The sequence below is a fragment of the Dietzia sp. MNB45 genome (genome assembly GCF_051994785.1).
Taxonomy (GTDB): domain Bacteria; phylum Actinomycetota; class Actinomycetes; order Mycobacteriales; family Mycobacteriaceae; genus Dietzia; species Dietzia kunjamensis.
In genome coordinates this window covers 629,107-655,698 of record NZ_CP163397.1, presented here as the reverse complement: position 1 = coordinate 655,698, position 26,592 = coordinate 629,107, and the positions used below count along the sequence as shown (strand labels likewise).

Here is a 26,592-nt window from a genome sequence, read left to right as displayed (position 1 = left end):
GGTCAGGACTCGGGGGCCTCGACCACGTTGAAGGTGGAGGCCGGGCTGAAGACGTTCCCGACCAGTGCGTACACCTGGTAGGCGCCGACCTCGACCGGCGTCCGGTCCGACTCGGAACACGCGCCCTCGGCGGACCGTCGGCCGGTCCAGTCGATCTGACGCGGCTCCGGCTCATCGGGGCGCAGCTCGACCTGGTCCTCCTCGCGCGGCGTGGTGCAGTCGATGCTCGACCACACCTTGGAGTTGTCGTCGAGCCGGTAGACCTCGAACGACAGCGGCGCCTCCGACAGGTCCCGGTCGCACGTGGTGTCCGAGACGTTGACGATGTTGACGAAGAAGCGCACGTCGGAGCCCACGGGCACGTTGGGCTCGGCCGGCCACACGTCCAGACGGAGATCCTCGTCCGCGCACCGGCCCCGCGAGGCGCCTCCGTCGTCGTCCCGCTCGGTGGTCGCGGAGGTGGACGTCTCCGAGGTCTCGACGGCCCCGGTCGTGCCGTTCTCCCCGCCCGCGGCGGTCTCCTGGGTGTCGGTCCCGCTGTCGCGGGAGGCGAGGAACAGCGCGAGCACCACCACGACCACGGCGACGACGGCGACGACGACCGCGGCGACGCGGCGACGCACATAGACTTCGCGCGGTAGGGGGCCCTGGGGTTCCTGCACGGGTCCAACTCTAGAGCCGCGCGGGTGCCCCACCTGCCCGTCGGCGCGGCGTGTCCCTCAGACCGGGTGGCCGCCGGGCGGCCGGGCCGCCGGAGGGCGTCAGATCGCGACCATCTCCTCGCCGGGACCGCGCGCGACGTCCTCCACATCGCCGAGGACGCTGCGCAGGTAGGCGCGGCCGTCGGAGAGCTTGTAGGTCACCCCGACGATCGCGAGCTCGCCGCTGTCGATCCGCTCGCTGATAATCTTGGAACGCTGCTGCAGCAGCTCGCCGGTCTCGAGCACGTGGCGCGCCTCGAAATCGTCGATGCTGCTGAGCCCCTCGCGACGCCCGTTGAGGATCGACGGCGACACCTTCTCCACCACGTCCCGGAGGAAGCCGGGCGGGATCTCCCCGGTCGCCAGCGCGTCCACCGTCGCCTTGACGGCGCCGCAGCTGTCGTGACCGAGGACCACGATCAGTGGCGTGTCCAGCACGTGAACGGCGTACTCGATCGACCCGAGCACCGCGGTGTCGATGATGTGGCCGGCCGTGCGGATGACGAAGAGGTCACCGAGCCCCTGATCGAAGATGATCTCGGCCGCCACCCGGGAGTCCGAACACCCGAACAGGACCGCCTTCGGGTGCTGCGCGGCGACGAGCTGCTCGCGACGCTGGGTATTCTGGCTGGGATGACGCATCTCGCAATCGACGAAGCGGTGGTTGCCGTCACGGAGCGAGGCCCATGCGCTGATCGGGTTGGTATGAGGCATGGCTCATATTGTGCCCCGCCGACCCAGGAAGACTCGCGTTGACCTCTCTCGACACCTCCGCACTCCTCTCCTGGTTCGCCCGCGCCGGCCGCCCACTGCCGTGGCGCGGTGGGCAGGTCGGCGCATGGGAGATCCTGCTCTGCGAGGTCATGAGCCAGCAGACGCCCGTCGCCCGGGTCGAGCCCGTCTGGCGGGCCTGGCTCGACCGCTGGCCCGGCCCCGCGGAACTCGCCGCCGCCGCCCCGGCCGACGTGATCCGCATGTGGGGCAAGCTCGGCTACCCCCGCCGCGCGCTACGGCTCCGCGAGTGCGCCCTCGCCGTCGTCGACCTCCACGACGGTCGGGTCCCCCACGACGTCGACCAACTACTCGCGCTGCCGGGCGTCGGCGACTACACCGCGCGCGCGGTCGCCTGCTTCGCGTACGGGCGGCGCGTCCCCGTGGTCGACACCAACGTCCGGCGGGTCGTCGCGCGCGCCGTGCACGGCGCCGCGGAGGCCGGGCCCCCGTCGACGCGACGCGACCTGGCCGCCGTCGAGGCGCTGCTGCCGGACGACCGCGAGCGAGCCGTGGCGTTCTCCGTGGCCGTCATGGAGCTCGGTGCGCTCGTGTGCACTGCCCGGGCCCCCCGCTGCGACGACTGCCCCCTCGCCCCCACCTGCGCGTGGCTGGCCGCGGGCCGACCCGAGTGGGACGGCCCGCGGCGCAAGGTGCAGACGTTCGCCGGCACCGACCGGCAGGTGCGGGGGCTGCTGCTGGACGTCCTGCGCGACGGCGACGGTACCGCCGCCCGCAGCGCCCTGGACGCGGTGTGGCCCGACGCGACCCAGCGCGACCGGGCACTGGACTCGCTGCTCGGCGACGGGCTCGTCGTCCGCGTCGGCGAGCACTACTCACTTCCCGCGTAGGCCCGCCTGGGTAGGCTCGGCCCATGGCCGTCGTGAAGATCAATGCCCTGAACGTCCCGCCGCAGGCCGGCGCCGAGCTCGAGCGCCGCTTCTCCGAGCGGGCGCACACCGTCGAGAACTCGCCCGGATTCCTCGGTTTCCAGCTGCTGCGCCCCACCGGCGGCGAGACCCGCTACTTCGTGGTGACCACCTGGGAGGACGAGGAGTCCTTTGCCGCGTGGCGCGACGGGGACGCCCGGGCCGCCCACGCCGGCGAGCACGGCAAGCCCGTCGCCGAGGGCGCGAACCTGCTGGAGTTCGACGTCGTGATGGACGTCAAGCCCTCCGCCTGACACCCTTCGCCCGACACCCTTCGCCCGACACCGCCGCCCCGTTCCCGAGCGGGGAGAACGAGAACGACCCCCGCCTCATGGCGGGGGTCGTTCTCTGCGTCAGCCGCTCGGGTTCTGCGTCAGCCGCTCGGGGCGGACCGGCGTCCGGTCAGGTGGTGGCGGGAGCCGCCCCGCCGCCCGAGCCCGAGGGCCCGCCGGTGGAGCCGCCACCGAAGCCACCGGACGTCGGCGGCAGCGAGTCACCCGGGCCGGCCTCGCCGGTGGGCGCGACACTGGCCGTGATCTCCTCGCCCTCGCGGTCCGTGGGGGCGTCGGGACGCGGGGCGCCCGAGAAGGTGAACTTCGCGTCCTCGGTCTTGTCGGACTCACCGTCCCAGCCCTCGACGTCGACCGTGACCAGCTCGCCGGCCGCGACCTCGCCGAAGAGGATCTTCTCCGAGAGCGTGTCCTCGATCTCGCGCTGGATGGTGCGACGCAGCGGCCGCGCACCCAGGACCGGATCGAAGCCCCGCTTGGCCAGCAGCTGCTTGGCCCGGTCGGTGACCTCGATGGTCATGTCCTTGGCCTTGAGCGCCACGCCGACACGGCTGACCATGAGGTCGACCATCTGGACGATCTGCTCCTGCGTGAGCTGGTGGAACACGACGATCTCGTCGATGCGGTTGAGGAACTCCGGGCGGAAGTGCTTCTTCAGCTCGTCGTTGACCTTCTGCTTCATCCGCTCGTAGGCGTCCTCGGTGTTGTCGGAGGACTGGAAGCCCATCCCGACGGCCTTGGAGATGTCCCTGGTCCCGAGGTTCGAGGTGAAGATCAGCACGGTGTTCTTGAAGTCCACCATGCGTCCCTGACCGTCGGTGAGACGGCCGTCCTCCAGCACCTGGAGAAGGGTGTTGTAGATCTCGGAGTGGGCCTTCTCGATCTCGTCGAACAGGACCACCGAGAACGGCTTGCGCCGCACCTTCTCCGTGAGCTGGCCACCCTCCTCGTAACCGACGTACCCGGGGGGCGCGCCGAAGAGCCGCGAGGCGGTGAAGCGGTCGTGGTACTCACCCATGTCGATCTGGATGAGCGCGTCGTCCTCGCCGAACAGGAAGTTGGCCAGGGCCTTGGACAGCTCCGTCTTACCGACACCGGACGGGCCGGCGAAGATGAACGAGCCCGAGGGACGCTTGGGGTCCTTGAGCCCCGCACGCGTGCGGCGGATCGCCCGCGAGACCGCCTTGATGGCGTCCTCCTGGCCGATGATCCGCTTGTGCAGCTCGTCCTCCATCCGGAGCAGACGGGTGGTCTCCTCCTCGGTGAGCTTGAAGACGGGGATACCGGTCCAGTTGCCCAGGATCTCGGCGATCTGCTCCTCGTCGACCACGGCGGCCACGTCCATGTCGCCCGCGCGCCACTGCTTCTCGCGCTCGGCACGCTCGGCGATGAGCTTCTTCTCCGTGTCCCGCAGTCCGGCGGCCTTCTCGAAGTCCTGCGCGTCGATCGCGGACTCCTTCTCACGGCGCGCGTCGGCGATCTTCTCGTCGAACTCGCGCAGGTCCGGCGGCGCGGTCATCCGCTTGATGCGCATGCGAGCACCGGCCTCGTCGATGAGGTCGATGGCCTTGTCCGGCAGGAAGCGGTCGTTGATGTAGCGATCCGCCAGCTGGGCCGCCGCGGCCAGGGCCGAATCCGTGATGGTGACCCGGTGGTGGGCCTCGTAGCGGTCCCGGAGTCCCTTGAGGATCTCGATGGACAGCTCGACGCTCGGCTCGGGCACCTGCACCGGCTGGAAACGACGCTCGAGCGCCGCGTCCTTCTCGATGTGCTTGCGGTACTCCTCGAGCGTGGTGGCACCGATGGTCTGCAGCTCACCGCGGGCCAGCTTGGGCTTGAGGATCGACGCCGCGTCGATCGCGCCCTCGGCGGCACCGGCCCCGACGAGGGTGTGGATCTCGTCGATGAACAGGATGATGTCGCCGCGCTGGTTGATCTCCTTGAGGACCTTCTTCAGGCGTTCCTCGAAGTCACCGCGGTACCGGGACCCGGCCACGAGCGAGCCGAGGTCCAGCGAGTACAGCTGCTTGTCCTTGAGGGTCTCGGGGACCTCGTTGTTGACGATGGCCTGCGCCAGGCCCTCGACGACGGCGGTCTTGCCCACGCCGGGCTCACCGATGAGCACCGGGTTGTTCTTGGTACGCCGGGAGAGCACCTGCATGATGCGCTCCACCTCCTTGGCGCGACCGACGACCGGGTCGAGCTTGCCCTCCATGGCGGCCTGGGTGAGGTTGCGACCGAACTGGTCCAGGACCGTCGACGACGACGGGGTCCCGGCCTCGCGGCCACCGGAGCCGGCGGGCGTACCCGAGGCCTCGGCCTCCTTGCCCTGGTACCCGGACAGCAGCTGGATGACCTGCTGGCGCACCCGTGTGAGGTCCGCGCCGAGCTTGACCAGCACCTGGGCGGCGACGCCCTCGCCCTCACGGATGAGGCCGAGCAGGATGTGCTCTGTGCCGATGTAGTTGTGGCCGAGCTGCAGCGCCTCGCGCAGGCTCAGCTCCAGGACCTTCTTGGCCCGCGGCGTGAACGGGATGTGCCCGCTGGGCGCTTGCTGGCCCTGGCCGATGATCTCCTCGACCTGACTCCGCACCGCTTCCAGCGAGATCCCGAGGGACTCGAGGGCCTTGGCGGCCACTCCCTCGCCCTCATGGATGAGACCCAGCAGGATGTGCTCGGTGCCGATGTAATTGTGGTTGAGCATCCTGGCCTCTTCCTGGGCCAGGACGACGACGCGACGCGCGCGGTCGGTAAACCGTTCGAACATCGTGCTACCTCACATTCCTCGGTTTTTCACCACTGTAGTGGCCGGTTCTGACGCTCTGCACCGCAGGAGCAGCACGAGGCCCGTCACCAGTGTTCAACGCGGCAGGTCGGGGATCGATTGCATAATCGTGTACGCCGTCAGCGAACGCCCCGCAACGGGCCGGATCCCCGGCCACTAGGGTCGTCGCCATGAGCTACGCGATCGGCGGCCGGGCGCCGTGAGCGCGTTCGATCTCGACCGCATCGGCCGCGGGCTGCCGTTCGCCCGGGCCCTGCCCGCCCTGCGGGACGCCCTCGCCACGTCGGGCACCGCGGTGGTCCAGGCACCACCCGGCACCGGCAAGACGACACTCGTCCCGCCCGCGGTCGCCGACGCGGTGTCGGGGCGGGTCGTCGTCACCCAGCCCCGACGGGTCGCCGCCCGCTCGGCGGCCCGGCGGCTGGCCGCGCTCACGGGGACCGGGACCGGTGACGTGGCGGGCTACACGGTCCGTGGGGACTCGCGTGTCGGCAGGGACACCCTCGTCGAGTTCGTGACGCCGGGGGTGCTGGTGCGCCGACTGCTCGCCGATCCCGACCTGCCCGGTGTCGGGGCCGTGGTGCTCGACGAGGTCCACGAACGCGACGTCGAGTCCGACCTGGCCTTCGCACTGCTGTGTGAGGTGCGGCAGCTGCGCGACGATCTGCCGGTGGTGGCGATGTCCGCGACGGTGGAGGCAGGGCGCTTCGCCCGGCTGCTCGGCGGCGGGACCGCGGCCGGGGACACCGCGGCGCCGGTCGTCGACGTCCCCGCGGAACCGCACCCCCTGGAGATCCGGTACGCCCCGCCGCCGACCGCCCGCCTGGACGCCCGCGGGGTCACCGACGCCTTCCTCGACCACGTGGCCGCGGTGACCGCGCGCGAGGTCGCCGCGAGTGGCGTCGACGCACTGGTATTCCTGCCGGGTGTGCGCGAGATCGAGCGGGTCGTGCGCGCGCTGTCGGTGAGGTCGGGCGACGCGGTCGAGGTCCTGCCCCTGCACGGCGGGCTGGAAGCCGCGGCCCAGGACCGGGCGGTCTCGGGTTCCGGGAGACGGACCGGGGCGGGCGACACGGCGCTGCCGCGGATCGTGGTGTCGACCGACCTGGCGGAGTCCTCGCTGACGGTGCCCGGGGTACGGCTGGTGGTGGACGCGTGCCTCAGCCGTGAACCGCGCCGGGACACCGCGCGGGACATGACCGGGCTGGTGACGGTCTCGGCGTCGCGGGACTCGTGCGTCCAACGCTCGGGACGGGCCGCCCGTCTCGGCCCCGGTGTGGCGGTGCGCTGCCTGACGGAGCAGGAGTACTCACACCTGCCCGACCACCGCACCCCGGCGATCGCGACGTCCGACCTGACGACGTTCGCGCTCGATGTGGCCTGCTGGGGTGCGCCCCGCGGCGAGGGGCTGGCGCTGCCCGATCCGCCGCCGTCCGGGGAGATCGCCCGCGCCGAGGGGGTGCTGCACGGCCTGGGCGGGGTCGACGACGACGGCCGCGTGACCGACCGCGGCCGCGACCTGGCACGGGTGCCGGCCGATCCGCGTCACGCCCGGGCGCTGCTCGACGGCGCGGGGCTCGTCGGGGCGACGACGGCCGCCGAGGTGGTCGCGTTGTTGGCCTCGGGTCGGCGCTCGCCCGGCGGTGACCTGGTGGCGGACCTGCGGGCGCTGCGGTCGGGACGCGCGCCGGACGCCTCGTCGTGGGAGCAGGAGGTCCGCCGCCTCGAGCGGATCGTGCGGGGCGACCGCGGTGCCGGCCGGGCCGACGGTCGGGCCGACGGCCGGGGCGGGAATGGCGGGCGCGGGAGCGGCGGGCGCGGGAGCGGCGGGCGCGGCCAGTCGGGAGGAGGGATCCCGCTGGCGGACGCCGTCGGGACGGTCGTGGCGCTCGCCCACCCGGACCGCATCGCGCGCCGACGCGGCGACCAGTACACGTTCGCCTCCGGGACCGGCGCAGTGGTGCCGCCGGGTTCCGCGCTGGCGGGCCACGAATGGCTCGCGGTCGCCGAGGTCGGTCGCGCCTCCGGGCGTGCGGCGGGAGAGGCCGGCGCGGTGATCCGCGCGGGCGCCGCTGTGGACCGGCCGACCGCGGAACGTGCGGCGTCACACCTCCTCGACGACGACGAGACGGCCGTCTTCGACAGTGGTTCGGTGGCAGGGCGACGCATCCGGCGGCTCGGCGCGATCGAGCTCTCCTCCACACCGGTCCGGCCCTCCCCCGCGGCCGCCGGGCGGGCGGTGGCGGCGGCGGTCCGGGCCGGCGGACTCGCCGCGCTGGGGCCCGACGACGACGCGGTCCGGCTGTGGCGCCGTCTCGGGCTCGCGCACCGGGAGCTGGGCCTGCCATGGCCGGACGTGTCCGCCGACGGGCTGGCGGAGCGGCTGGACGACTGGCTCGGTCCGGAGATCGACGCCCTCGCCCACGGTTCCCGGCTGGCGGGACGGGACCTCGGACCGGCGCTGCGCCGACTGCTGCCCTGGCCCGAGGCCGGTCGGTTCGACGAGCTGGTGCCCGACCGCCTGCAGGTGCCCTCTTCGTCGTCGTACCGCGTCGACTACCCCGAGATCGGGTCCGATGGCCCGCCGGTGCTGGCGGTGAAGTTGCAGGAGTGCTTCGGCTGGACCACCTCCCCCCGCGTCTGCGACGGCCGGGTGCCCGTGACCGTCCACCTGCTCTCGCCCGCCGGCCGGCCGCTCGCCGTGACGCGGGACCTGGCGTTCTTCTGGCGCGAGGCCTATCCCGGGGTGCGCGCGGAGATGCGGGGGCGGTACCCCAGGCACCCGTGGCCGGAGGATCCCATGTCCGCGGAGCCGACCCGCCGGACGAACCGGCGGCGGTGATCGTCGGTGGTGATCGTCGGTGGTTGCCGGGGCGATCCGGGGCTAGGATGTGATGTACACCACAAGTGCACATCCGTGCCGGAAGGGTGATCGACATGACCGCGTACACGCCTCGCGCGCCCCACCGCGAGGACCGCTCCGCGACGTCCCCCTCCCCCGACGGGCTCATCCCGCACGTGCGGAACCGGATCGGCGCCCTCATCGCGGTGGCGGGACTCGGATCGGCGCTGCTCAGCCTGTACCTCCCCTGGCTCTCCGCCGCCGGGGGCGGACAGATCACGGCCATCGGCATCACCGAGATCATCGACGTCCGCGGCGTCGCCCCGGCCCTCTTCCTCGGGCTGGTCCTGATGTCCTTCCTGGTGGCGGTGACCACGGTGACCCGACTCGGCGCCTTCGCCTACGCGAGCGCGATCGTGGCGCTGGCCGTGCTCGCCGCCCACCTCGCATTCGTGTGGACGCTCGGCTCCTCCACCGGCAGCGCGGACCCGATCCTGGCGGGGCTGCCGTCCGACGCATCCGTGACGTTCGGCCCCTACGTGGCCGCGCTGGGGTTCGTCCTCGTGGCTGCCGGGTCCGTATGGGCGGCCCGCGCCGCCGACTACCTCTTCCCGGACGTCGAGGCGGGGCGACACCTCCGCGACTGAGCGACACCGGCCGACGCGGGCCCGCCGCATCGGGTGGATGCACTGACGGTTCGGGCATATCATCAGGTCAGGACCACACAGGCGGCCCGGCGTCGCCGAAAGGCGATCCTCATGGCCGCGTACACACCTCCCCCACCCCACCGGATCCCCCTCCCCACGAGGACCCCCACCCGGACCAAGGTCATATCCCGCGGACGGAGTCGACTCTGCGCACTGGTGGAGGTCGGAGGCCTGGCCGTCGCTCTGCTCAGCCTCTACCTGCCCTGGTTGAGCACCGGGCGGGGCGAGCAGATCACCGCGCTGGGGATCACCGACCTCATCGACGTCCGCAGCGTGGCACCCGTGCTCTACCTGGGCCTGGTGGGAATGCTCCTGTTGGTGGCGGCGACCGCGGTGACGCGACTGGGCGCGTTCGCGCTGGCCGCCGCGGTGGTGGCGGCGGGCGCCCTGGTCGGACACCTCGCGTTCGTGTGGATCCTCATCGCCTCCACGGGGGAGGCGGAACCCATGCTGTCCGGCCTGCCGGCGGACGCGTCGGTCACCTTCGGGCCCTACGTGGCGGCCCTGGGCTTCGTCACGGTGGCGGCGGTGTCGGCGTGGGCCGCCTTCACCGCCGAGTACGTCCACCCCGACCCCGGTTCGGGCCACCGGACGATGGACGCGCGGGTGATCTAGTACGGGTGATCTAGAAGACCACCACCGTGTCGCCGACCTGCAGCCGATCGAAGAAGGTGGCGGCCGCGGGCTGGTCCAGGCGGATGCAGCCGTGCGACTCGACCGTGGGGTCGCCCTCGTGGAACGCGATCCCCCCGACGAAGTACACCGCGTAGGGCATGGGCGCGTTGTCGAACAACCGGCTCACCTCGTGCCGCACCTTTCGCGTGACCTGATAGGTCCCCCTGGGGGTCTCCCAACCGGCCATGCCGTGGGACATCCGCACCGGCCCGTAGCTCAGACGCTCCCCGGACTGCAGCCACGTCCGGTTCCCGTCCAGGTCCACACACGCCGCGGCGGTACGCGGGCACGGGCTCTGCGGGGTCGGGTCCGGAGGCGGAAGCGGGGCGGGCTGCGGTGAGCGGGCCTGGGACGGGGCGAGGCCGGGTGGCGGGGTGATGCCGGCGGCGGCGAGCGAGCCGCCCACCGAGGTTCGCACCTGCTCCTCCGCCTGCGCCGAGCCCGCCTGTGCCTGGTCCACCACCTGCTGCACCTCTGCCGGGAGGCCGACCGGTAACTGCGCGGACGCTACCGGGGCCGCCCCTCCGACGGCGATCAGCGCGGCGGCCACCACCGCTCCCGCGCGCGATAAGAGTGTGTCCATACCCGGATTATCGCTCACCCGGATCGCCCGGACGGGCGACTCGCAATCACGTTCCGGTCTCGTCCCCACGGACGGGCCCGCGGCGGGAGGGTGCCGAGCGGGGTCCGGGAGTTCGCGGGCCAGCTGACCCGCGGGCGGGGAATGGATAGGGTCGCGGCATGGCCTCTCGGAGTAGTACCACCGGCCGGGTCCGCCTGCTGGCCCTCGGCGCCGCCGCGCTGCTCGGCGCCTCCGCCGCCGGGACCGCGTCCGGGGTGTCGCCCTCGGCCACCCCGCCCGCCGACGCCGCCGGTGTCACGGAGACGGACACCCGGATCGTGACCGATGCGCCCCCGCAGCCGGTGGCCGTCGACGAGCAGATGGTCCGCTCGGTCGCCCACCGGGTCCTGGAGGAACAGGGGCGGCCGGCCCACCTGACCGACGTGGACCTCGTCGCCCGCGACGTGCTGGCCGGCGGCCCCGTCGAGGCCGGAGAGGTGGACGAACTGACGCGTCAGATCCTGCTCGGGAACGGTCCCGGCGCCCCGGACGCCGTCGGCGAACCCGCGCCGTCCCGGTGCCCACCGACCGCCCGGGCGTGCGTCGACGTCGACGGCAAGCGGGCCTGGATGGTCGACGACGGGGAGATCACCTACGGTCCCGTCCCCGTGACCACCGGCATGCCCGGCTACGAGACCGCGCGGGGCGCGCACCGGATCCTGCGGCACGTGCGCCACGACCACAGCCGGGTCTTCGACTCCCCGATGCCGTACTCGACCTACTTCACCGTGGACGGCATGGCATTCCACCAGGGTCGGCTGGACGAACCGTCCCACGGGTGCGTCCACCTGGGCCAGCAGGCGGCCGCACACTTCTTCGAGCAGCTGAGGGTCGGGGACGAGATCGTCGCATTCTGACCACGGGGCGGGGCGATCGTTGTGCACCTGAACCTGGCCCGGCCGTGCGTGTCGGTCTAGCGTCGTGGGCATGACAGGTCCCCCGCTGCCGCTGCCACGGCTCTCGGCCCCGGCGACGCGCGCCCTGGCCACCGCGGGAATCACCGACCTGCGGCACCTCGACGGCACCCCGGAGAAGGACGTCCTCGCGCTCCACGGGGTCGGACCGTCCCAGCTCGGCGTCCTGCGCGAGGCGCTGACCGCCGCCGGGCTCGCGTTCTCCGCCCCCGTGTCCCGGCCCGCGGCCACCGGCCGCAACGACAACACCGCGCTACTACCCACCGGGGCGCCGCCGAGGCAGTGGATCGAGGGCCTTCCCACCGCTCGGCGCGTCGACGACGGCCTGCGGCTGCTCGCGATGTTCGACGAGATCACCGGGGAGCCGGCCTCGATGTGGGCCGGTTCGATCGTCGGATACGGACACAGCCACTACGTCTACGACAGCGGCCGGGAGGGCGACACCTTCGTGGTGGGCTTCAGCCCGAGGTCGTCGGCGACATCCCTCTACGGGCTCCTGGGCGGGCCCGGCGAGGCGGAGCTGCTCGACCGTCTCGGCCCCCACAAGACCGGAAAGGGCTGCCTCTACGTGACCAGGCCCGACCGGATCGACGCCCGCGCGCTGCGCGACATGGTCGCCAGCGCGTGGGACCGGCGGGCGGCCGGCGCGGGGGCGCCTTGACCGGCGACCCGAGCGCCGACCGGGCCGCAGCCCCACCCGGCCGCCGCCGTCAGTCGCGCGGCAGCGGCTTGACCATCGGGAACAGGATGGTCTCGCGGATGCCCAGGCCGGTCAGCGCCATGAGCAGTCGGTCGATCCCCATCCCGAGCCCGGTGGTCGGCGGCATGCCCTGCTCCATCGCGGCGAGGAACTCCTCGTCGAGCACCATCGCCTCGTCGTCACCCGCCGCCGCGAGCCGTGCCTGGTCCTCGAAGCGCTGACGCTGGATGACGGGATCGACGAGCTCCGAGTAGCCGGTCGCCAGCTCGAAGCCGCGGACGTACAGGTCCCACTTCTCGGTGACCCCGCGGTCGGTGCGGTGATCGCGGGTCAACGGCGAGGTCTCCACGGGGAAGTCCCGCACGAAGACCGGTCCGTCGAGCTGATCGCCGCACAGGTGCTCCCAGAGCTCCTCGACGAGCTTGCCGTGCAGCCACCCCTGGCCACTGGGGACCTCGAGACCGACCTTCCCCGCCAGTTCGGTGAGCTCGTCGACCGTCGAGTCGACCGTGACGGGGTCCTCGTCGTCGTCCCCCACCACCCCGGGGTGCTTGGCGCGCAGCGCCTCGTTGAGGGACGGGTACATCCGCATCTCGCGCCACTGCCCGCCGAGGTCGTACTCGGTGCCGTCGGCGAGCGTGACCGTCGTGGAGCCGAACACCGCGTGCGCGACCTCCTGGATGACCTCGCGGATCATTGTGGCCGAGGTGTCGTAGTCCCCGTAGGCCTGATAGGTCTCGAGCATCGCGAACTCGGGACTGTGGGAGGAGTCCACGCCCTCGTTGCGGAAGTTGCGGTTGATCTCGAAGACCCGCTCGATCCCGCCCACCACGCACCGCTTGAGGAACAGCTCGGGGGCGATGCGCAGGTACAAGTCCAGATCGAGCGCGTTGGAATGGGTGATGAACGGCCGGGCCGCCGCGCCGCCGTGCAGCGTCTGCAGCATCGGCGTCTCCACCTCGAGGAAGCCGCGCCTCTCCAGCGCGTCACGCAGGGCGCGGACCACCTTGATGCGGGTGATGGCGTTGCGGCGGGCGGCGTCCCGCATGATCAGGTCGGTGTAGCGCTGGCGGACGCGCGTGTCCTCGCTCAGCTCCTTGTGCGCCACCGGCAGCGGGCGCAGCGACTTGGCCGCCAGCACCCAGGAATCGGCCATGACGGACAGCTCACCGCGCTTGGACCGGACGACCCGGCCGGTCACCGAGACGTGGTCACCCAGGTCGACGTCCTGCTTCCACGCGTCGAGCCGCTCCTGGCCGACGGCTGCCAGCGAGAGCATCACCTGCAGCTGCGGCGTGAGCGGTCCCACCTCCCCCTCCGCCACCGGGGCGGACAGGTCCGCCGACGGGTCGAGACCGTCCTGCAGGCGCACGAAGCACAGCTTGCCGGTGTTGCGGATGAACAGGACCCGGCCCGCCACCGAGACCCGGGCGTCGGTCTCCTCACCCGGCTCCAGCGCGAGGAAGCGGGGGTCCGAGGTGATCTCGGCGAGCCCGTGGGTACGGGGGACCTCCACCGGGTAGGCCTGCGCCCCGGAGTCGAGGATGCGCTGCCGCTTGTCGCGGCGGATGCGCAGCTGCTCAGGGGTGTCGTCGGCGGGCTCACCGGTGGCGGCCCCGGGCGCGGCGGGAGTCGAATCGGTCACGACTGTCGAGGATAGTCGTGACCGGCCCGGGGACCGAACCCGTGGGCTGCGACCCATCGGCCTCAGGCCATGTCGAGGACGTGCAGCTCCAGTCGGTCGGACAGCGCCTCGATCGCGGCGGCGGCGCGCACACTGTTGCCGTGCTCGTCCAACCGGGGCGAGTACGCGGCCACCCCGAGCCGGCCGGGCACCACGGCGAACAGGCACCCCGAGACGCCGCTCTTGGCGGGCAGACCCACCTGGTAGACCCAGTCCCCGGCCGCGTCGTACATGCCGCACGTGAACATCACACTGTTGGCGTAGCGCACCGCCCGTCGACCCAGGACCTGCTCACCGTCACCCGGCAGCCGCCCGCCGCCCGCGAACATCGCGGCCATGTGCGCCAGCTCGCGGGTGTCCACCCGGATCGCGCACTGCCGGCCGTACCCGGACACCACCTGGTGGGGGTCGTCGGCCAGGGTGCCCTCCTCCGCCAGCAGATGCGCGAGCGCCTGGTTCCGGTGGGCGCTCCGGGCCTCGATGTCGATGATCTGCTGGTCGACCTCGACCTCCCGGCCCACGAGGCGGGAGAACATCACGCGGATCTGTTCGAAACGGGTGTCCTCGTCGTCGTCCTCCTCCCCCACAAGCGCGTGCGCGGCCAGCGCGCCGGCGTTGACGAGGGCGTTGGGGGCGCGGCCGGTGCCGGCCTCGAGGGAGATCTCGTTGAACGGGTCCCCGGAGGGTTCCACCCCGATCCGCTTCGCGACCACGTCGACGCCCTTCTGGTCCAGCGCGAGCGCGTAGACGAACGGTTTGGACGCGGACTGCAGGTCGAAGAGCGTCTCGTCATTACCGGCCGAGACGACGTGGCCGTCCAGGTCGCAGACCGCCAGCGCGAGGGCGTCGGGGTGGGGGTGCTCGTAATCGCCGAGGTGGGGGACCACGTCGCCGGAGGCGTCCTCCCGCACCTCGTCGAGGATCTCGGCCAGCAGGTCCGCGGAGATGTCCGTCATGGTGCGACCGTACCGGCGCCGGCGTGCCGACGCCCCCGGTCGACCAAGCTCAGTGTGCCGAGATGGCCGAGCGCTCCCGCAGCAGGTGGTCGGCCCCGGAGAGCAGGGCCAGCGCCCGGGCGGCCCGGAGTGCGTCGTGGCCGCCGTCCACCGCGCGGACCCCGCGGACGCCGCGCGAATGGAGCTCCAGGGCGAACAGTTCGGCGTCGAGGCCGTCATCGCTGACGAGGACGACCGCCCTGCCGTCGGTGACGGCGGCGAGCGGCGCGGCCGATCGGGGGTCGAGGAGGTCGACGACGGGCCGGGCCTCCACCGCGACGGCGCCCGCGAGCACTCCCTGGCGCTCACGCTGGGCCCGGGACCGGATGTCGACGACGAGGGCGCCCGCACGGACCGCCGCGGGGTAGTCGCCGGCGGCGAGGCTGGTCGCGGCGCCCGTGCTGGACGACGTCGCCGTGGCGGGGGTTCCCGCCGTGGCGGAGGTGGTGCTGAAGCTGGTGGTCATGCGGTGCTCCCGGGAGAGGTGAGGGCGGCTGGGGTGTGGCGGGGGCCTGCCGGTCGGGGACACCTGTGCTGGACGCGCGCGGAGGCCACCGGACCGGCCGGGGGCATTCGTCGCGTTGTCATGCGGCCATAGTAGACAGACCGGTCTATCTACCGCAAGGATCGCTCGCGCACGGGGTGGGCACCCGGGGCCGGCGTGGCAGTTGGCGCTGGCGCCCGACCGGGTAGTTGATGCATCATGTAGGTGAGAGAAGGAGAACCATGACCGCCCCGTCCCCCTCGACCGCCCGGCAGCCCGCCGTCTTCATCGGACACGGCGTTCCCCTCAACGCCCTCGAGGAGAACGAGTGGACGCGCCAGTGGGCGGCCCTCGGCGATTCGCTCCCCGAGCGGCCGCGGGCCGTACTGGCCGTGTCCGCGCACTGGTACATAGGCGCCACCGCCGTCACCGCGATGTCGGCGCCGCGCACCATCCACGACTTCTACGGCTTCCCCCGCGAGCTCAACGAGTTCGAGTACCCCGCCGCGGGCGCCCCGGAACTCGTGGACGAGGTGGCCGAAGCCGTCAAGCCCACCTGGGTCGGCGCCGACCAGGACTCCTGGGGCCTCGACCACGGGACGTGGTCCGTTCTCACGCACGTGTTCCCCGACGCGGACGTGCCGGTGGCCCAGTTGTCCGTGGACGCGTCCAAGCCGGCGGGTTACCACTTCGACCTGGGCACCCGGCTGGCCGCCCTGCGGGATTCGGGCGTCCTCGTGCTGGCCAGCGGCAACGTGGTGCACAACCTCGCGGCGGTGGACCCGTCGCTCGGCGACGCGGGCACCGACTGGGCCCACAGGTTCGACGACCACGCCCGGGAGTTGCTCACCACGCGCCCCGAGGACGCCCTCGCGCTGACCGAGCACCCGGACGCCCGGCTGGCCGTGCCCACGGCGGACCACTTCCTGCCGCTGCTGTACACGGCGGGAATGGCGGCGGGCTCCGGCGAGACGCTCGACGCGTTCACCAGGGGCTACGCCTGGGGTTCGGTCTCCATGACCAGCTACCGCTCAGCGGCCTGAGCCCTGAGCCCCGGGCCCAGCCTCCCTCCCGCGTCCGGCGGCCGGGCGGGCCTGAGCCACGGCCCCGGCATCCGCTCGGCCGCCTGCTCGCCCCCCGACAGTCGCTTCTCTCGACGGCGTCTCGCGCGCCCCGCGGTGCAGGCCAGACGCCATCGCCGCGGGCGGCTGCGTTTCCGGCGGACAGGGGCGCGAGCGAGAGTCCATGCGCGGGAGCCCCTGCGTGTGAGGGAGAACCTCGGCGAGCTGCTCAGCTCAGGAATTGCGCTCGAACACCAACCGCAGGCCCTCCAGCGCCAGTTCGGGCTCGACGTCGGTGATGGTCCGGGATTCCTCCGCCACGACGTCCGCGCGCAGCCCCGTGAGGACGACGGAGGCGTCGGCGAGCTCGGGGACGTCGGTGCGCAGCCGGTCCACGAGTGCGTCGATCTGGCCGGCGAACCCGATCACGATGCCGGCCTGCAGTGCCGCGACGGTGTTCTTGCCCAGGGCTCCCTTCGGCCGCACGACCTCGATCTTGCGCAGGGCGGCGGCGCGCTCGGCGAGGGCGTCGACGGAGATGTCGATGCCGGGCGCGATCGCCCCACCGAGCAGCTCGCCGCGGGCGGAGACGGCGTCGACGGTGGTCGCCGTGTCGACGTCGACGACGACGACGGGCCCCTCGAACAGCGTGTGGGCGGCCAACGCGTTGACCACGCGGTCCGAGCCCACCTCCCGCGGGTTGTCGACCTTGAGCGGCACCCCGGTCTTCACCCCGGGCGCGACGACGACGGCCGGAAGTCCCGGCCAGTAGTCGGCGGCCATCCGGCGCAGTTCCCCGGTGACAGACGGGACCACGGACATCGCGGAGATTCCGGTGAGCTGCTGCGAGCAGTCCCCCAGCAGGCCGCGGATGGTCAGGGCGAGTTCGTCCGAGGTCACCGCCGGTGACGTGCGCATACTCCAGGTGCGCACGAGCGGCCCGCCGCCCGGGGGGAAGATGCCGAGCCGGATGTGGGTGTTGCCGACGTCGACGGTGAGCAGCATCTTCTGTCCGCGCTGCCTAGACGGCGGCGGGCTCCGGCACGCGGGGGTTCTTCAGACCCGAGCCCTCGGGCACGTCCGCGGGGTCGGTGCCCTCGGTGAGCATGCGGTTGTCGCCGTCGACGAACACCACGCGGGGGGAGTAGGCCCGCGCCGCGGCGTCGGACATCTGGGCGTAGGCGATGATGATGACCAGGTCGCCGGGGTGCACGAGGTGGGCGGCGGCGCCGTTGATGCTGATCACGCCGGAGCCGCGCTCGCCGGTGATGGCGTAGGTGGTCAGGCGGGCGCCGTTGTCGATGTCGACGATGTCGATCTGCTGGCCCTCGAGCAGGTCGGCGGCATCCATGAGGTCGGCGTCGATCGTGCAGGAGCCGACGTAGTGCAGGTCGGCCTGGGTGACGGTGGCACGGTGGATCTTGGAGTGGAGCATGGTGCGCTGCATCTACTGGCCTTCCTCGAGGTCTCGGGCCATCTCGGCCTGTTGGGCGGCGACGGTGGCCTCGGCGGCGGCGACGAAGCCGGTACCGATCGCCACGCCGACGTTGTCGATGAGTCTGGTGGTCCCGATGCGGGCCGCGACGAGAAGCCTGCCGGGACCCTCCTCCGGCGGTTCCCCGAGGTCCCCGGCGCGCAGCTCGAGGTAGTCGATCGAGATCTGCGGCCGCTCGTCCAGGACCGCGCGGGCGGCGTCGACGACGGCCCGGCGTCCGCCCTTCGCGGCGAACGTCCCCGCCACGAGGGCGGCGTTGAGGACGGTGGCCAGTTCCCGCTCCTCGGCGGACAGGTAGCGGTTGCGGGAGCTCATCGCCAGCCCGTCCGACTCCCGGATGGTCGGGACGCCGACCACACGCACGTCCATGTCCAGGTCCGCCACCATCTGGCGGATGAGCACCAACTGCTGGTAGTCCTTCTCCCCGAAGAACGCCTGGTGGGGGGAGACGATGTTGAACAACTTGTTCACCACGGTGAGCATCCCGGCGAAGTGGCCGGGTCGCGCGGCCCCGTCGAGGATCTCACCGGTCGGGCCGGGCTGCACCGTCGTGCGGGGGCCGTCCGGGTACATTGCGGCCGCGCTGGGCGCGAAGACGAGTTCCACGCCGGCGTCGGCGAGCCGGGCCACGTCCTCGTCGAGGGTGCGGGGGTAGGCGTCGAGGTCCTCGCCGGGCCCGAACTGCAGCGGGTTGACGAAGATCGACACCACCACGACCGACCCCGGCGTGCGGCGGGCCGCCTCGACCAGCGCGAGATGCCCCTCGTGGAGGGCGCCCATGGTGGGGACGAACGTGATCTGCTTGCCGACCTTGCGCAGCGACTCGGTGACCGCGCGCAGCGAGGACGGGTCGTGGTGGATGGTCAGCTCACCCCGGTTGTATCCGGTGTTCGGGCGACCGGGGACCGCGGTCCGGACCGCGAAGGTGGCGGGGGTCATCGAAGCTGCTCCGTGAGGTCGGGGGCCAAGAGGTCGGTCACGTCGGCTCCGGCCCCGACGCGGTCGGCGGTGCGCAACGCGAGCGCCCGGTAGCCGGCGGCGATTCCCCCGTCGACGTCCTCGAGGGCATCGAGGTGGCGGGAGACCGTGACGGCGTCACCGCGCATCACCGGACCGGTCAGGGCCGAGTCCCCGGAGGCCAGGACGTTGTCGAGGGCGGCCCGCAGGAGCGGCTCCAGGGTGCGGCGCGCGAGCGCCTCCGCGTCCTGCCCGAGCATGCCGTCGGGATCGCCCTCGACTCCGCCCCCGGGCAGGACGGCGAACGACGCGGCGAGCGCCTCGGCGGCGTCGTTGACGAGGGTGACGAGGTGGTTGGCGCCGTGCGCGAGGGCCGCGTGGTAGAGGGCCCGGTGGGATTCGGCGACGGTGACGGGTAGGCCACCGGTCTCCATGACCAGCATCTGGCCGACGACCAGTCCGATCTCGTCCGGGGAGGTGAGCGCCCACGAGCACCCCTCCATGCGGTCGATATCGGCCGCTCCCCCGGTGAAGGTCATGGCCGGGTGCGCGGCGACGACCACGGCACCGGCGTCGGCGGCGGGGCGCAGGACTTCCGCGCCCACTGCGCCGGCCACGTGGACGACGATGTGGCCCGGACGGAAGGCGTTCGCGTCGGCGAGCTCGGCCACGACCCCGGGTAGGGCCGAGTCCGGCACCGCGAGGATGAGGAGTTCGCCCGCCGCCGCCGCGTCGGCGGGATCGGTGATGCGGGCCTCGGGGAGGCGGCGGGCAGCGAGGTCCCGCGACTGCGACGAGCGTGCGACGAGGGCGGAGACGACGTGTCCCCGCCGCTCGAGCGCGGCGCCCACAGCGGTGCCCACGCGACCCGCGGACACGAGGCCGATGGACAGGCGGGCAGGGGGTGTTCCGGTGACGCCGTGGTCGGACATCTCAGGGTGCTCCAGTGCTCGATCCGTTCCAGGCCCACTCACTGATGGTGGGTCCCGGACATCTCGCAGGCGAGACTAGTCGCGGCTGCGGCCACGAGCAGCATCGAGTGGCGTACTTCACACAACCGGTGCGAGGGGCGGCGCCACCGTCGGCGCGGCTCAGTCCTCCGCGCGACGGCGGCGGCGGCCCGAAGTGGATTCGGACCCCTCCCCCAGCCGCGCCATGAGTTCTGCCACCGACAGACCCGAGCCCTCGCCGTGGCGACTCGGCGAAGCCGACTCGGTGGCCGGGGCCGGCGTCGACTGCGACCGCGGCTGCGTGGCCGTCTCGCCGGCCGTGGCGGGCGACTCGTGCTTGCCGGCCTTCTCGGAAGGGGTGGGCGACTCGTGCTTGCCGACCTTCTCCGAGGAGCCGGGCGCGGCCGCGCCCCCGGACGCCGCCGGGGATCCCGACGCGGCGGTCTTGTCCGACGTGGCGCCCTCGACGGCCGACGCCGCGGGCCGGGAGCTCGTGCTCGTACTCGCGGGCGTACGCGCGGGCTCGGGCCGTGCCTCCGGTCGCGAGGTGGCGCCGGAGCCGAAGCCGGAGCTGCTGCCGGCGGCGCTGCTGGCGGCGCTGCTGCCGGCAGCGGAACGCGCATCGCGCGCGCCGGACGTGGGGCGCACCGCCGGGCGACGGGGGCCCCCCGCCGGCGTGTCGGACCGGGACTCCCGATCGGAGACCGGGGACAGTCGCTCGGTGCGCTCGGTGCTCGGGGTGACGTCCGGACCGACGCCGGAGGCCGATGATGCGGGGGACCGCGTCGCGCCGGAAGCGGAACGGGGACCCGCGACCGGGCCGGAGTCCGATCCCGGGGCACGCCGACGGGGCGCCACCCGCTCGGACGGGACGGACGGCAGCGACGATCCCGCACCCAGCTGCCCGGCGGGACCGAGCCCACCGACCGCGAAGCGGTCCTCGGGGAGACTGACGCCCAGTGCGCCGAGCTGCTCGCGCAGCGCCGCGATCTCCTGCCGCAGTGCGACGATCGAGTCACTGGTCTCGGCGCGCACCGAGGCCCGCAGGTCCCGCTCCACGACGAGCTCGTGCTCCCGGCGGGCGGAGATCTCCCTCTCGAGCTGCAGTTCGTAGACGGTGTGCAGGTCGCGGACCCGGGCGGCCTCGGTGGCGGCCTGCCGCCGGTACCGGGCGACGAGGAACGCGCCGATGAACGCGGCCCACAGTGCGGAGAGTGTCCCGATGCGCATCCAGACGGGATTGTCGGAGAAGACCATCACGACCGTGGCGATGATCGCCAGGAGGAGCAGCACCCCCAGGGCGATGTTCGCCAGTCCACGATCGTCGCCTCGCGCGGGGCGAGCTGACCGGGGCTTGTCCATCGCGCCGTCGGAACTCATGCCCCGCATGATACGCGGAGAATCACGGGTCACACGGGTAACCAGCGCGTGTCTGCAGTAACGGGGGCGGGCATGAGAGGACCGGTCCGGCTCGGGCCCCTCAGGCGGGGTCGGCGAGGCCGCCGTTCTCGTCGTCGTCGGGGGGCGTCTCACACGCCGATTCGAGGAAGAGTCCCCCCGCCACCAACACCGCGCCGGACACCAGGACAGCGACTGATGCGGGCAGCTCCGCGCCCGCCACCGCGAGGTCGCCGAGCCGTGACAGGAAGTACAGCGTCAGCCCGGCCCCTGCCCCGGCGCCCGCGGCGCCGAGCACGGCGGAGGCCTGTCCGAGAGCGGCGCTGCGGGCGATGGTGAGCGGGTGCATCTGGCTGCGGTCCTGCCCGACGCCGCCGTCGGAGATCGCGGCGCGGATCCGCAGGGACAGCAGCACGTCGACCACCGCGATCGCCACGAGGGTCACCCAGCCGAAGCCGATCGGGGTCACAGCGCCGAGGAAGGACCCGGTGAGAACGTAGGCGGCCACCGCCGCGACGAGCGCCACCAGGACGAGGGTGGACTTCGCGACACGCGTCATGTCACTCCCCCCGGGCCGCCGGGAGCCAACGGATCGGGCAGCCGGCGCACCGCGGCGACGTCCCCGGGATCGAGCGCGTCGAGACACTCCCGGACCGGCACCCCGTCCAGCCGGGCGGCCGGGTCGATCTCCAGCCACGGGACCATCACGAAGGCCCGCTCGGCCGCGCGGGGGTGCGGCAGCGTGAGCCTCGGGTCGTCGGACGCCACCGGCTCACCGCCCAGCTCGGCGGTCACCACGTCCACGTCGAGGGTGCGCGGACCCCAGCGCACCTCGCGGGTCCGGCCTGCGGCCCTCTCGCGGGCGAAACCCCACTCGAGGACGTCGGTCGGGGAACCGGGATGGTCGACGACGAGGACGGCGTTGAGGAAGTCGTCCTGCTCGACGCCGCCCCACGGCGGGGTGGCGTACACCGACGAGACCGCGCGCAGGATGCCGTCCGCGGCCGCGGCGTCGACGACCCCCCGCAGCAGCGAGAGAGCGTCCCCCTGGTTGCCGCCGATCGACAGCACCGCCCGGCAGCTCACCGCGCTCCCCCCGCGGCGCTCCCGCCCGCGCGCGAGCGGTGGGCCACGACGGCGACGTCGGCGAACTCCGCCGGGATCGGCGCCTGGGGCTTGTGCAGGGTCACCTCCACCGCGTCCGCACCAGGGGCCATCTCCATGATCCCGTCGGCGATCCGCGAGGCGACGGTCTCGATCAGGTCGAGCGATGGTCCGGCCACCACATCACGGGCGAACAGGGCCAGCGCCCCGTAGTCGACGGTGTCGGCCAGGTCGTCGGACGCGGCGGCGGCCGTGAAGTCGGTCCATAGGACGAGGTCGACCAGGAAGTCCTGGCCGTCCCGCTTCTCGTGCTCGAAGACCCCGTGCGTGCCGCGCACCTTCAGGCCCCGCAGTTCGATCCGGTCGAGTTCGCTGCGATCCGCCATCAGTTCACCCCCGCCCGTCCGGCCGCCCACGCGGCGGCCACTCGCACCGCGTCCGCACTGGGGGCCACGTCATGGACCCGGACCGCCCACGCGCCGGCGGCGGCGGAGAGCGACGTGATCGCGGCCGTCGCCGGATCGCGGCCCGCCACCTCACGCGGCCGGGCGTCCGATCCGGGCAGCAGCGACCCGAGGAACCGTTTGCGGGACGCGGCGACGAGTACCGGGAACCCCAGCTCGATCAGTCGGTCCAGCCCGTGCAGGAGCGCCCAGTTGTCGTCGGCGTCCTTGGCGAAGCCGAGGCCCGGGTCGAGCACGATGCCGGCGGCGTCGACCCCCGCGGCGATCGCGGCGTCGGCGCGGCGGGCCAGGTGGTCGCGCACCGCACCCACGACGTCCCCGCCGTAGTCGGATCGGCCTCCCGCGCCGGCGCGGTACTCGTCCGGAGACACCCAGTGCATGAGGATGACGGACGCTCGGTGATCGGCCACGACCCTCAACATGTCGGGGTCGGCGAGCCCGCCCGAGACGTCGTTGACGATCGCCGCGCCCTCCTCGAGGGCACGCGACGCCACCCCGGCGCGCATGGTGTCCACCGAGACCGGCGCGAGGCCGGACACCGCACGGACCAGCGGGACGACCCGCTGCTCCTCGTCCGGCTGTTCGACGCGGAGGGCGCCGGGCCGGGTGGACTCCCCACCGATGTCGATGAGGTCGGCGCCGTCGGAGACCATGCGCCGAGCGTGCGCGACGGCGTCGTGATGCGCGAGGTGGCGCCCACCGTCGGAGAAGGAGTCGGCCGTGACGTTGAGGACGCCCATCACCGCGCACCGGTCCGGGCGGGGCAGCAGACCGGGCGCGCTCACGTCCCGCGCAGGAGGCCGAGCGCCTCCGCCCTGGTGGAGGCGTTGGTTCGCATGTTGCCGCGGACGGCCGAGGTCGTGGTGACCGCCCCCGCCTTCCGGATCCCCCGCATCGACATGCACAGGTGCTCGCACTCGATCACCACGAGCACGCCCGAGGGTGCGAGCCTGTCGACCAGCGCGTCGGCGACCTGACTGGTGAGCCGTTCCTGGACCTGCGGCCGCTTGGCGTAGAGATCCACCAGTCTGGCGAGCTTGCTCAGACCGGTGACCGCCCCGGACTGTCCCGGGATGTAGCCGATGTGGGCGACGCCGTGGAAGGGCACCAGGTGGTGTTCGCAGGTCGAGTAGATGGGGATGTCCCGCACCAACACGAGCTCGCGGTGGTCCTCGTCGAAGGTCCTGGACAGCACCTCCGACGGGTCGGTGTACAGCCCGGAGAAGACCTCGCGGTAGGCCCTGGCCACCCGCGCGGGTGTGTCCTGCAGCCCCTCGCGCTCCGGGTCCTCGCCCACGGCGATCAACAGCTCGCGGACCGCGGCCTCGGCGCGCTCGGCATCGAAGACCCGCCCCGTGGGGAGCGACCGGGCATCGGCGGCGGGTATGTGGTCAGGCGTCGTCATTCATTCCTCTTCTCGCACGGAGTCGACCGTGCGGTCAGTCCTCACGTTCCCACGGCGCACGCCAGTCGGCGTCCTTGTCCTCACGGCGGTGCGAACCGCGGTCCACGGGGCCCCGGGTCGACCCGCCGGACGCGTCGCCGTCACCGCCGTCACCCACCGCCGACCACGCCCGGGTCGGGGCCTCGGACGGCCCCTCGCTCCGACCGGCCCGTTCCGGACCGTCAGCGCTCCCGGATCGGTCCGTGCTCCCGCTGCCGTTGGTGGTCCCGGAGCCGTTGGTGCTCTCGGAGCCGTCGTTGCTCTGCAGGCCCTCCGGCGCGGCCGGCAGGCGGGTGGTCTCGGCCCCGCTCGGCCCCCGGTCACCGTGGTGCGCGGGCTGACGCGGGGGCCAGCCCGGCGCCGACCAGCCCGGGGGCGGCGGCGTGCCGTAGGCCGGGATACCGGTCGGACGTTGCCCGCCGCCGGCGGTCGCGCCGCGGCCCGAACCGCCACCGGGCATCCCCACAGGGGCGCCCACGCCGTTGCGGTCACCCCCGTGGTCGCCGGGGCCGTCCGCCTCGCCCGGATCACGGGCGTCCTCGGCGTCGCGGCCGGCCGGGAGGACCGGCATGGCGAACGGATCGGTCACCGGCGGGGGCCACGGCTCGCCACGCTCCCTGGCCAGTTCCCCCGGGGTCTTGATGGGCGGACGGGCCGACGGGATGCGTCCACCGAAGTCGTCGAACTCGGTGATCCGCGGCCGCTTGACCACGTCGGCGAACAGCCTCTCGAGGTCGTCCTGCCGCAGGGTCTCCTTCTCGAGGAGCTCGCCCGCGACCGCGTCGAGGATGTCGCGGTTGGACTCGAGGACCTGCCAGGCCTCGGTGTGGGCGGAGTCGATGATGCGGCGCACCTCGTCGTCGATGATCTTGGCGACCTCGGGCGAGTACTCCCCCGCCGCGGAACCGCCGCGGCCGAGGAACGGGTCCCCGCCCTCGCCGCCGTACTTCACCGCACCGAGCTTCGCGCTCATGCCGTACTCGGCGACCATCGTCCGCGCGATCCGGGTGGCCTGCTCGATATCCGAGCTGGCGCCCGAGGTGGGCTCACCGAAGACGTACTCCTCGGCGGCGCGGCCACCCATCGCCATGACGACGCGGGCGATCATGTCCGCCCGGGTCATCAAGGACTTGTCGTCCTCGGGGACCACCAGTGCGTGACCACCGGTACGGCCACGCGCGAGGATGGTGACCTTGTGGACGGGCTCGAGGTCCTCCATCGCCCACGCCGCCAGCGCGTGGCCGGACTCGTGGTACGCGGTGACCTTCTTCTCGTGCTCGCTGATCACACGGTGCTTGCGGCGGGGTCCGCCCACCACCCGGTCGGTGGCCTCCTCGAGGATGTCGATGTCGATCTCGTCGCGACCCAGCCGGGCCGCGAGCAGGGCGCCCTCGTTGAGCACGTTGGCCAGGTCCGCGCCCGACATCCCGATCGTGCGCCTGGCCAGCGAGGTCATGTTGACGTTCTCGGCCAGCGGCTTGCCCGCGGAGTGGACGGCGAGGATCGCCTCGCGACCCTTGAGGTCGGGATTGGTCACCGGGACCTGGCGGTCGAAACGGCCCGGCCGCAGCAACGCCGGGTCGAGGACGTCCGGACGGTTGGTCGCGGCGATCATGATGACGGTCTCGCGGTCGCTGAATCCGTCCATCTCGACGAGGAGCTGGTTGAGCGTCTGCTCGCGCTCGTCGTGGCCGCCCCCGGTGCCCGAGCCACGGTGCCGACCCACCGCGTCGATCTCGTCGACGAACACGATGCAGGGCGCGTTCTGCTTGGCCTTCTCGAACAGGTCGCGCACCCGCGAGGCGCCGACACCGACGAACATCTCGACGAAATCCGAACCCGAGATCGAGTAGAACGGCACCCCGGCCTCACCCGCGACCGCGCGGGCCAGCAGGGTCTTGCCCGTTCCGGGCGGGCCGTAGAGCAGCACACCGCGCGGGATCTTGGCGCCGAGACGCTCGTAGCGCGCCGGGTTCTGGAGGAAGTCCTTGATCTCGTTGAGTTCCTCGACCGCCTCATCCTCGCCCGCGACGTCGGAGAACGTGGTCTGGGGCATGTCCTTGGTGAACTCCACGGCGCGCGACTTGCCCACGCCGAACAGTCCGCCCTTGCCGCCCTGCATGCGGGACATGAAGTAGAACAACAACCCGAACAGGATGAGCATCGGCAGCAGGAACGAGAGCATCTGCGACAGGAAACCCTGCTGGTTGACCGCGGTGTCGTACTTCTCCGGCTCCGCCGCGGCCACCCGGTCGAAGACCTGGTCCGCCGCCCGCTCCGGGTACTTGGCGAGGAGCTTGTCGGTCTCGTCCGCACCGTCCTCCGGGGCGATCGGGGTCTCGAGCGTGAGCCGGAGCTGCTGCTCCCGGTCCTCGATCAGCGCCTCTTTCACGTTCCCCGCGTCGACCTGCGCCAACGCCACCGACGTGTCGACCTCGGCGTAGTCGCGGTCATCGCCCGTGAAGAACGAGAAGCCGACGATCGCCAGGATGATCACGCCCGCGATCGCGACGTTGCGGAAGACGGTATTGCTCTTGCGTTCCATTCGGTCCTCGTGTGGAAGGACGGCCCAGCCGGTCGACGGGCCCGGTCGTGCATCCGACTTCGTCGGTATCGCCCC

At 72.6% G+C, this 26,592-nt stretch carries 26 protein-coding genes; 8 read left to right on the top strand and 18 right to left on the bottom strand.

Annotated features, from left to right (window positions below; translation table 11 throughout):
- Positions 1-2: 2 nt before the first annotated feature.
- Positions 3-662, bottom strand: coding sequence for a hypothetical protein (locus tag AB5G72_RS03225; protein WP_185951166.1), 660 nt, complete (start codon positions 660-662; stop codon positions 3-5).
- 99 nt (positions 663-761) lie between these two features.
- Positions 762-1,415, bottom strand: coding sequence for a carbonic anhydrase (locus tag AB5G72_RS03220; RefSeq protein ID WP_120284656.1), 654 nt, complete (start codon positions 1,413-1,415; stop codon positions 762-764).
- Between the two features lie 38 nt (positions 1,416-1,453).
- Between AB5G72_RS03220 and AB5G72_RS03215 the strand changes: the two genes are divergently transcribed.
- Complete coding sequence (locus tag AB5G72_RS03215; RefSeq protein ID WP_325768488.1) at positions 1,454-2,323, top strand: A/G-specific adenine glycosylase; 870 nt, start codon at positions 1,454-1,456, stop codon at positions 2,321-2,323.
- Between the two features lie 23 nt (positions 2,324-2,346).
- Positions 2,347-2,655 (top strand): antibiotic biosynthesis monooxygenase family protein, encoded by a 309-nt coding sequence (locus AB5G72_RS03210; RefSeq protein WP_067711618.1) that lies wholly within the window; start codon positions 2,347-2,349, stop codon positions 2,653-2,655.
- Positions 2,656-2,803: 148 nt separating this feature from the next.
- Here the strand turns inward: AB5G72_RS03210 and AB5G72_RS03205 are convergent, their stop codons facing one another.
- The gene (locus AB5G72_RS03205; RefSeq protein ID WP_067711615.1) at positions 2,804-5,458 is read right to left on the bottom strand and encodes an ATP-dependent Clp protease ATP-binding subunit; all 2,655 of its coding nucleotides are present in this window, start codon (positions 5,456-5,458) and stop codon (positions 2,804-2,806) included.
- 217 nt (positions 5,459-5,675) lie between these two features.
- Between AB5G72_RS03205 and hrpB the strand changes: the two genes are divergently transcribed.
- The 3 genes from hrpB to AB5G72_RS03190 all read left to right on the top strand — a co-directional run bounded on the left by hrpB (position 5,676) and on the right by AB5G72_RS03190 (position 9,640).
- Positions 5,676-8,318 (top strand): ATP-dependent helicase HrpB, encoded by a 2,643-nt coding sequence (gene hrpB / locus AB5G72_RS03200; RefSeq protein WP_440220979.1) that lies wholly within the window; start codon positions 5,676-5,678, stop codon positions 8,316-8,318.
- Between the two features lie 95 nt (positions 8,319-8,413).
- Complete coding sequence (locus AB5G72_RS03195) at positions 8,414-8,965, top strand: hypothetical protein (RefSeq protein ID WP_187353871.1); 552 nt, start codon at positions 8,414-8,416, stop codon at positions 8,963-8,965.
- A gap of 216 nt (positions 8,966-9,181) precedes the next feature.
- The gene (locus AB5G72_RS03190) at positions 9,182-9,640 is read left to right on the top strand and encodes a hypothetical protein (RefSeq protein ID WP_240341235.1); all 459 of its coding nucleotides are present in this window, start codon (positions 9,182-9,184) and stop codon (positions 9,638-9,640) included.
- A 10-nt stretch (positions 9,641-9,650) separates the two neighbouring features.
- Here the strand turns inward: AB5G72_RS03190 and AB5G72_RS03185 are convergent, their stop codons facing one another.
- Positions 9,651-10,283, bottom strand: coding sequence for a L,D-transpeptidase (locus tag AB5G72_RS03185; RefSeq protein WP_440220978.1), 633 nt, complete (start codon positions 10,281-10,283; stop codon positions 9,651-9,653).
- Positions 10,284-10,441: 158 nt separating this feature from the next.
- On the opposite strand from AB5G72_RS03185, the gene AB5G72_RS03180 reads away from it, so the two are divergent.
- Positions 10,442-11,179 (top strand): L,D-transpeptidase, encoded by a 738-nt coding sequence (locus AB5G72_RS03180; RefSeq protein WP_440220977.1) that lies wholly within the window; start codon positions 10,442-10,444, stop codon positions 11,177-11,179.
- 70 nt (positions 11,180-11,249) lie between these two features.
- Complete coding sequence (locus AB5G72_RS03175; protein ID WP_440220976.1) at positions 11,250-11,897, top strand: DUF1801 domain-containing protein; 648 nt, start codon at positions 11,250-11,252, stop codon at positions 11,895-11,897.
- Positions 11,898-11,946: 49 nt separating this feature from the next.
- Here the strand turns inward: AB5G72_RS03175 and lysS are convergent, their stop codons facing one another.
- The 3 genes from lysS to AB5G72_RS03160 all read right to left on the bottom strand — a co-directional run bounded on the left by lysS (position 11,947) and on the right by AB5G72_RS03160 (position 15,081).
- The gene (gene lysS, locus AB5G72_RS03170) at positions 11,947-13,581 is read right to left on the bottom strand and encodes a lysine--tRNA ligase (protein ID WP_440220975.1); all 1,635 of its coding nucleotides are present in this window, start codon (positions 13,579-13,581) and stop codon (positions 11,947-11,949) included.
- A gap of 62 nt (positions 13,582-13,643) precedes the next feature.
- Positions 13,644-14,576 (bottom strand): glutaminase A, encoded by a 933-nt coding sequence (glsA, locus tag AB5G72_RS03165; RefSeq protein ID WP_440220974.1) that lies wholly within the window; start codon positions 14,574-14,576, stop codon positions 13,644-13,646.
- Between the two features lie 49 nt (positions 14,577-14,625).
- Positions 14,626-15,081: a rhodanese-like domain-containing protein gene (locus tag AB5G72_RS03160; RefSeq protein ID WP_259821977.1), complete on the bottom strand. Its 456-nt coding sequence runs from the start codon at positions 15,079-15,081 to the stop codon at positions 14,626-14,628.
- A 260-nt stretch (positions 15,082-15,341) separates the two neighbouring features.
- Here AB5G72_RS03160 and ygiD point away from each other — a divergent pair, with 260 nt between their 5' ends.
- The gene (gene ygiD / locus AB5G72_RS03155) at positions 15,342-16,142 is read left to right on the top strand and encodes a 4,5-DOPA dioxygenase extradiol (RefSeq protein ID WP_440220973.1); all 801 of its coding nucleotides are present in this window, start codon (positions 15,342-15,344) and stop codon (positions 16,140-16,142) included.
- 252 nt (positions 16,143-16,394) lie between these two features.
- Here the strand turns inward: ygiD and AB5G72_RS03150 are convergent, their stop codons facing one another.
- The 11 genes from AB5G72_RS03150 to ftsH form a co-directional block, all read right to left on the bottom strand.
- Positions 16,395-17,165, bottom strand: a complete 771-nt coding sequence (locus AB5G72_RS03150) for a type III pantothenate kinase (RefSeq protein WP_440220972.1) — start codon at positions 17,163-17,165, stop codon at positions 16,395-16,397.
- 16 nt (positions 17,166-17,181) lie between these two features.
- A complete protein-coding gene (gene panD, locus AB5G72_RS03145) occupies positions 17,182-17,607 on the bottom strand; it encodes an aspartate 1-decarboxylase (RefSeq protein WP_440220971.1) in 426 nt (141 codons plus the stop codon).
- Positions 17,608-18,594, bottom strand: coding sequence for a pantoate--beta-alanine ligase (gene panC / locus AB5G72_RS03140; protein WP_440220970.1), 987 nt, complete (start codon positions 18,592-18,594; stop codon positions 17,608-17,610).
- Positions 18,591-19,544 (bottom strand): Rossmann-like and DUF2520 domain-containing protein, encoded by a 954-nt coding sequence (locus AB5G72_RS03135; protein ID WP_440220969.1) that lies wholly within the window; start codon positions 19,542-19,544, stop codon positions 18,591-18,593. Before AB5G72_RS03135 ends, panC begins: the two co-directional genes overlap by 4 nt.
- A 159-nt stretch (positions 19,545-19,703) precedes the next feature.
- Positions 19,704-20,942 carry a DUF6779 domain-containing protein gene (locus tag AB5G72_RS03130; protein ID WP_440220968.1) on the bottom strand — a complete coding sequence of 413 codons (1,239 nt, stop codon included), beginning with the start codon at positions 20,940-20,942 and terminating at the stop codon, positions 19,704-19,706.
- Positions 20,943-21,042: 100 nt separating this feature from the next.
- Positions 21,043-21,519 (bottom strand): DUF3180 domain-containing protein, encoded by a 477-nt coding sequence (locus tag AB5G72_RS03125; RefSeq protein WP_440220967.1) that lies wholly within the window; start codon positions 21,517-21,519, stop codon positions 21,043-21,045.
- Positions 21,516-22,046, bottom strand: coding sequence for a 2-amino-4-hydroxy-6-hydroxymethyldihydropteridine diphosphokinase (folK, locus tag AB5G72_RS03120; protein ID WP_268099250.1), 531 nt, complete (start codon positions 22,044-22,046; stop codon positions 21,516-21,518). The genes AB5G72_RS03125 and folK overlap by 4 nt, the downstream gene beginning before the upstream one ends.
- Complete coding sequence (gene folB, locus AB5G72_RS03115) at positions 22,043-22,450, bottom strand: dihydroneopterin aldolase (protein ID WP_069389588.1); 408 nt, start codon at positions 22,448-22,450, stop codon at positions 22,043-22,045. Before folB ends, folK begins: the two co-directional genes overlap by 4 nt.
- Positions 22,450-23,268 (bottom strand): dihydropteroate synthase, encoded by an 819-nt coding sequence (gene folP, locus AB5G72_RS03110; protein ID WP_440221459.1) that lies wholly within the window; start codon positions 23,266-23,268, stop codon positions 22,450-22,452. Before folP ends, folB begins: the two co-directional genes overlap by 1 nt.
- A gap of 41 nt (positions 23,269-23,309) precedes the next feature.
- Positions 23,310-23,933 carry a GTP cyclohydrolase I FolE gene (folE, locus tag AB5G72_RS03105; protein WP_069389722.1) on the bottom strand — a complete coding sequence of 208 codons (624 nt, stop codon included), beginning with the start codon at positions 23,931-23,933 and terminating at the stop codon, positions 23,310-23,312.
- 34 nt (positions 23,934-23,967) lie between these two features.
- Positions 23,968-26,517 carry an ATP-dependent zinc metalloprotease FtsH gene (gene ftsH, locus AB5G72_RS03100; protein WP_440220966.1) on the bottom strand — a complete coding sequence of 850 codons (2,550 nt, stop codon included), beginning with the start codon at positions 26,515-26,517 and terminating at the stop codon, positions 23,968-23,970.
- Positions 26,518-26,592 lie beyond the last annotated feature (75 nt).

Coding starts and splice junctions, on each gene's coding strand:
- AB5G72_RS03160 (WP_259821977.1), bottom strand. CDS start 15,081: ATGACCACCAGCTTCAGCACCACCTCCGCCACGGCGGGAACCCCCGCC.
- AB5G72_RS03205 (WP_067711615.1), bottom strand. CDS start 5,458: ATGTTCGAACGGTTTACCGACCGCGCGCGTCGCGTCGTCGTCCTGGCC.
- AB5G72_RS03130 (WP_440220968.1), bottom strand. CDS start 20,942: ATGAGTTCCGACGGCGCGATGGACAAGCCCCGGTCAGCTCGCCCCGCG.
- panD (WP_440220971.1), bottom strand. CDS start 17,607: ATGCAGCGCACCATGCTCCACTCCAAGATCCACCGTGCCACCGTCACC.
- AB5G72_RS03125 (WP_440220967.1), bottom strand. CDS start 21,519: ATGACGCGTGTCGCGAAGTCCACCCTCGTCCTGGTGGCGCTCGTCGCG.
- folP (WP_440221459.1), bottom strand. CDS start 23,268: ATGGGCGTCCTCAACGTCACGGCCGACTCCTTCTCCGACGGTGGGCGC.
- panC (WP_440220970.1), bottom strand. CDS start 18,594: ATGACCCCCGCCACCTTCGCGGTCCGGACCGCGGTCCCCGGTCGCCCG.
- AB5G72_RS03135 (WP_440220969.1), bottom strand. CDS start 19,544: ATGTCCGACCACGGCGTCACCGGAACACCCCCTGCCCGCCTGTCCATC.
- AB5G72_RS03220 (WP_120284656.1), bottom strand. CDS start 1,415: ATGCCTCATACCAACCCGATCAGCGCATGGGCCTCGCTCCGTGACGGC.
- AB5G72_RS03185 (WP_440220978.1), bottom strand. CDS start 10,283: ATGGACACACTCTTATCGCGCGCGGGAGCGGTGGTGGCCGCCGCGCTG.
- AB5G72_RS03195 (WP_187353871.1), top strand. CDS start 8,414: ATGACCGCGTACACGCCTCGCGCGCCCCACCGCGAGGACCGCTCCGCG.
- AB5G72_RS03210 (WP_067711618.1), top strand. CDS start 2,347: ATGGCCGTCGTGAAGATCAATGCCCTGAACGTCCCGCCGCAGGCCGGC.
- glsA (WP_440220974.1), bottom strand. CDS start 14,576: ATGACGGACATCTCCGCGGACCTGCTGGCCGAGATCCTCGACGAGGTG.
- AB5G72_RS03150 (WP_440220972.1), bottom strand. CDS start 17,165: ATGCTGCTCACCGTCGACGTCGGCAACACCCACATCCGGCTCGGCATC.
- folB (WP_069389588.1), bottom strand. CDS start 22,450: ATGGCGGATCGCAGCGAACTCGACCGGATCGAACTGCGGGGCCTGAAG.
- folE (WP_069389722.1), bottom strand. CDS start 23,933: ATGACGACGCCTGACCACATACCCGCCGCCGATGCCCGGTCGCTCCCC.
- ftsH (WP_440220966.1), bottom strand. CDS start 26,517: ATGGAACGCAAGAGCAATACCGTCTTCCGCAACGTCGCGATCGCGGGC.
- ygiD (WP_440220973.1), top strand. CDS start 15,342: ATGACCGCCCCGTCCCCCTCGACCGCCCGGCAGCCCGCCGTCTTCATC.
- AB5G72_RS03180 (WP_440220977.1), top strand. CDS start 10,442: ATGGCCTCTCGGAGTAGTACCACCGGCCGGGTCCGCCTGCTGGCCCTC.
- AB5G72_RS03175 (WP_440220976.1), top strand. CDS start 11,250: ATGACAGGTCCCCCGCTGCCGCTGCCACGGCTCTCGGCCCCGGCGACG.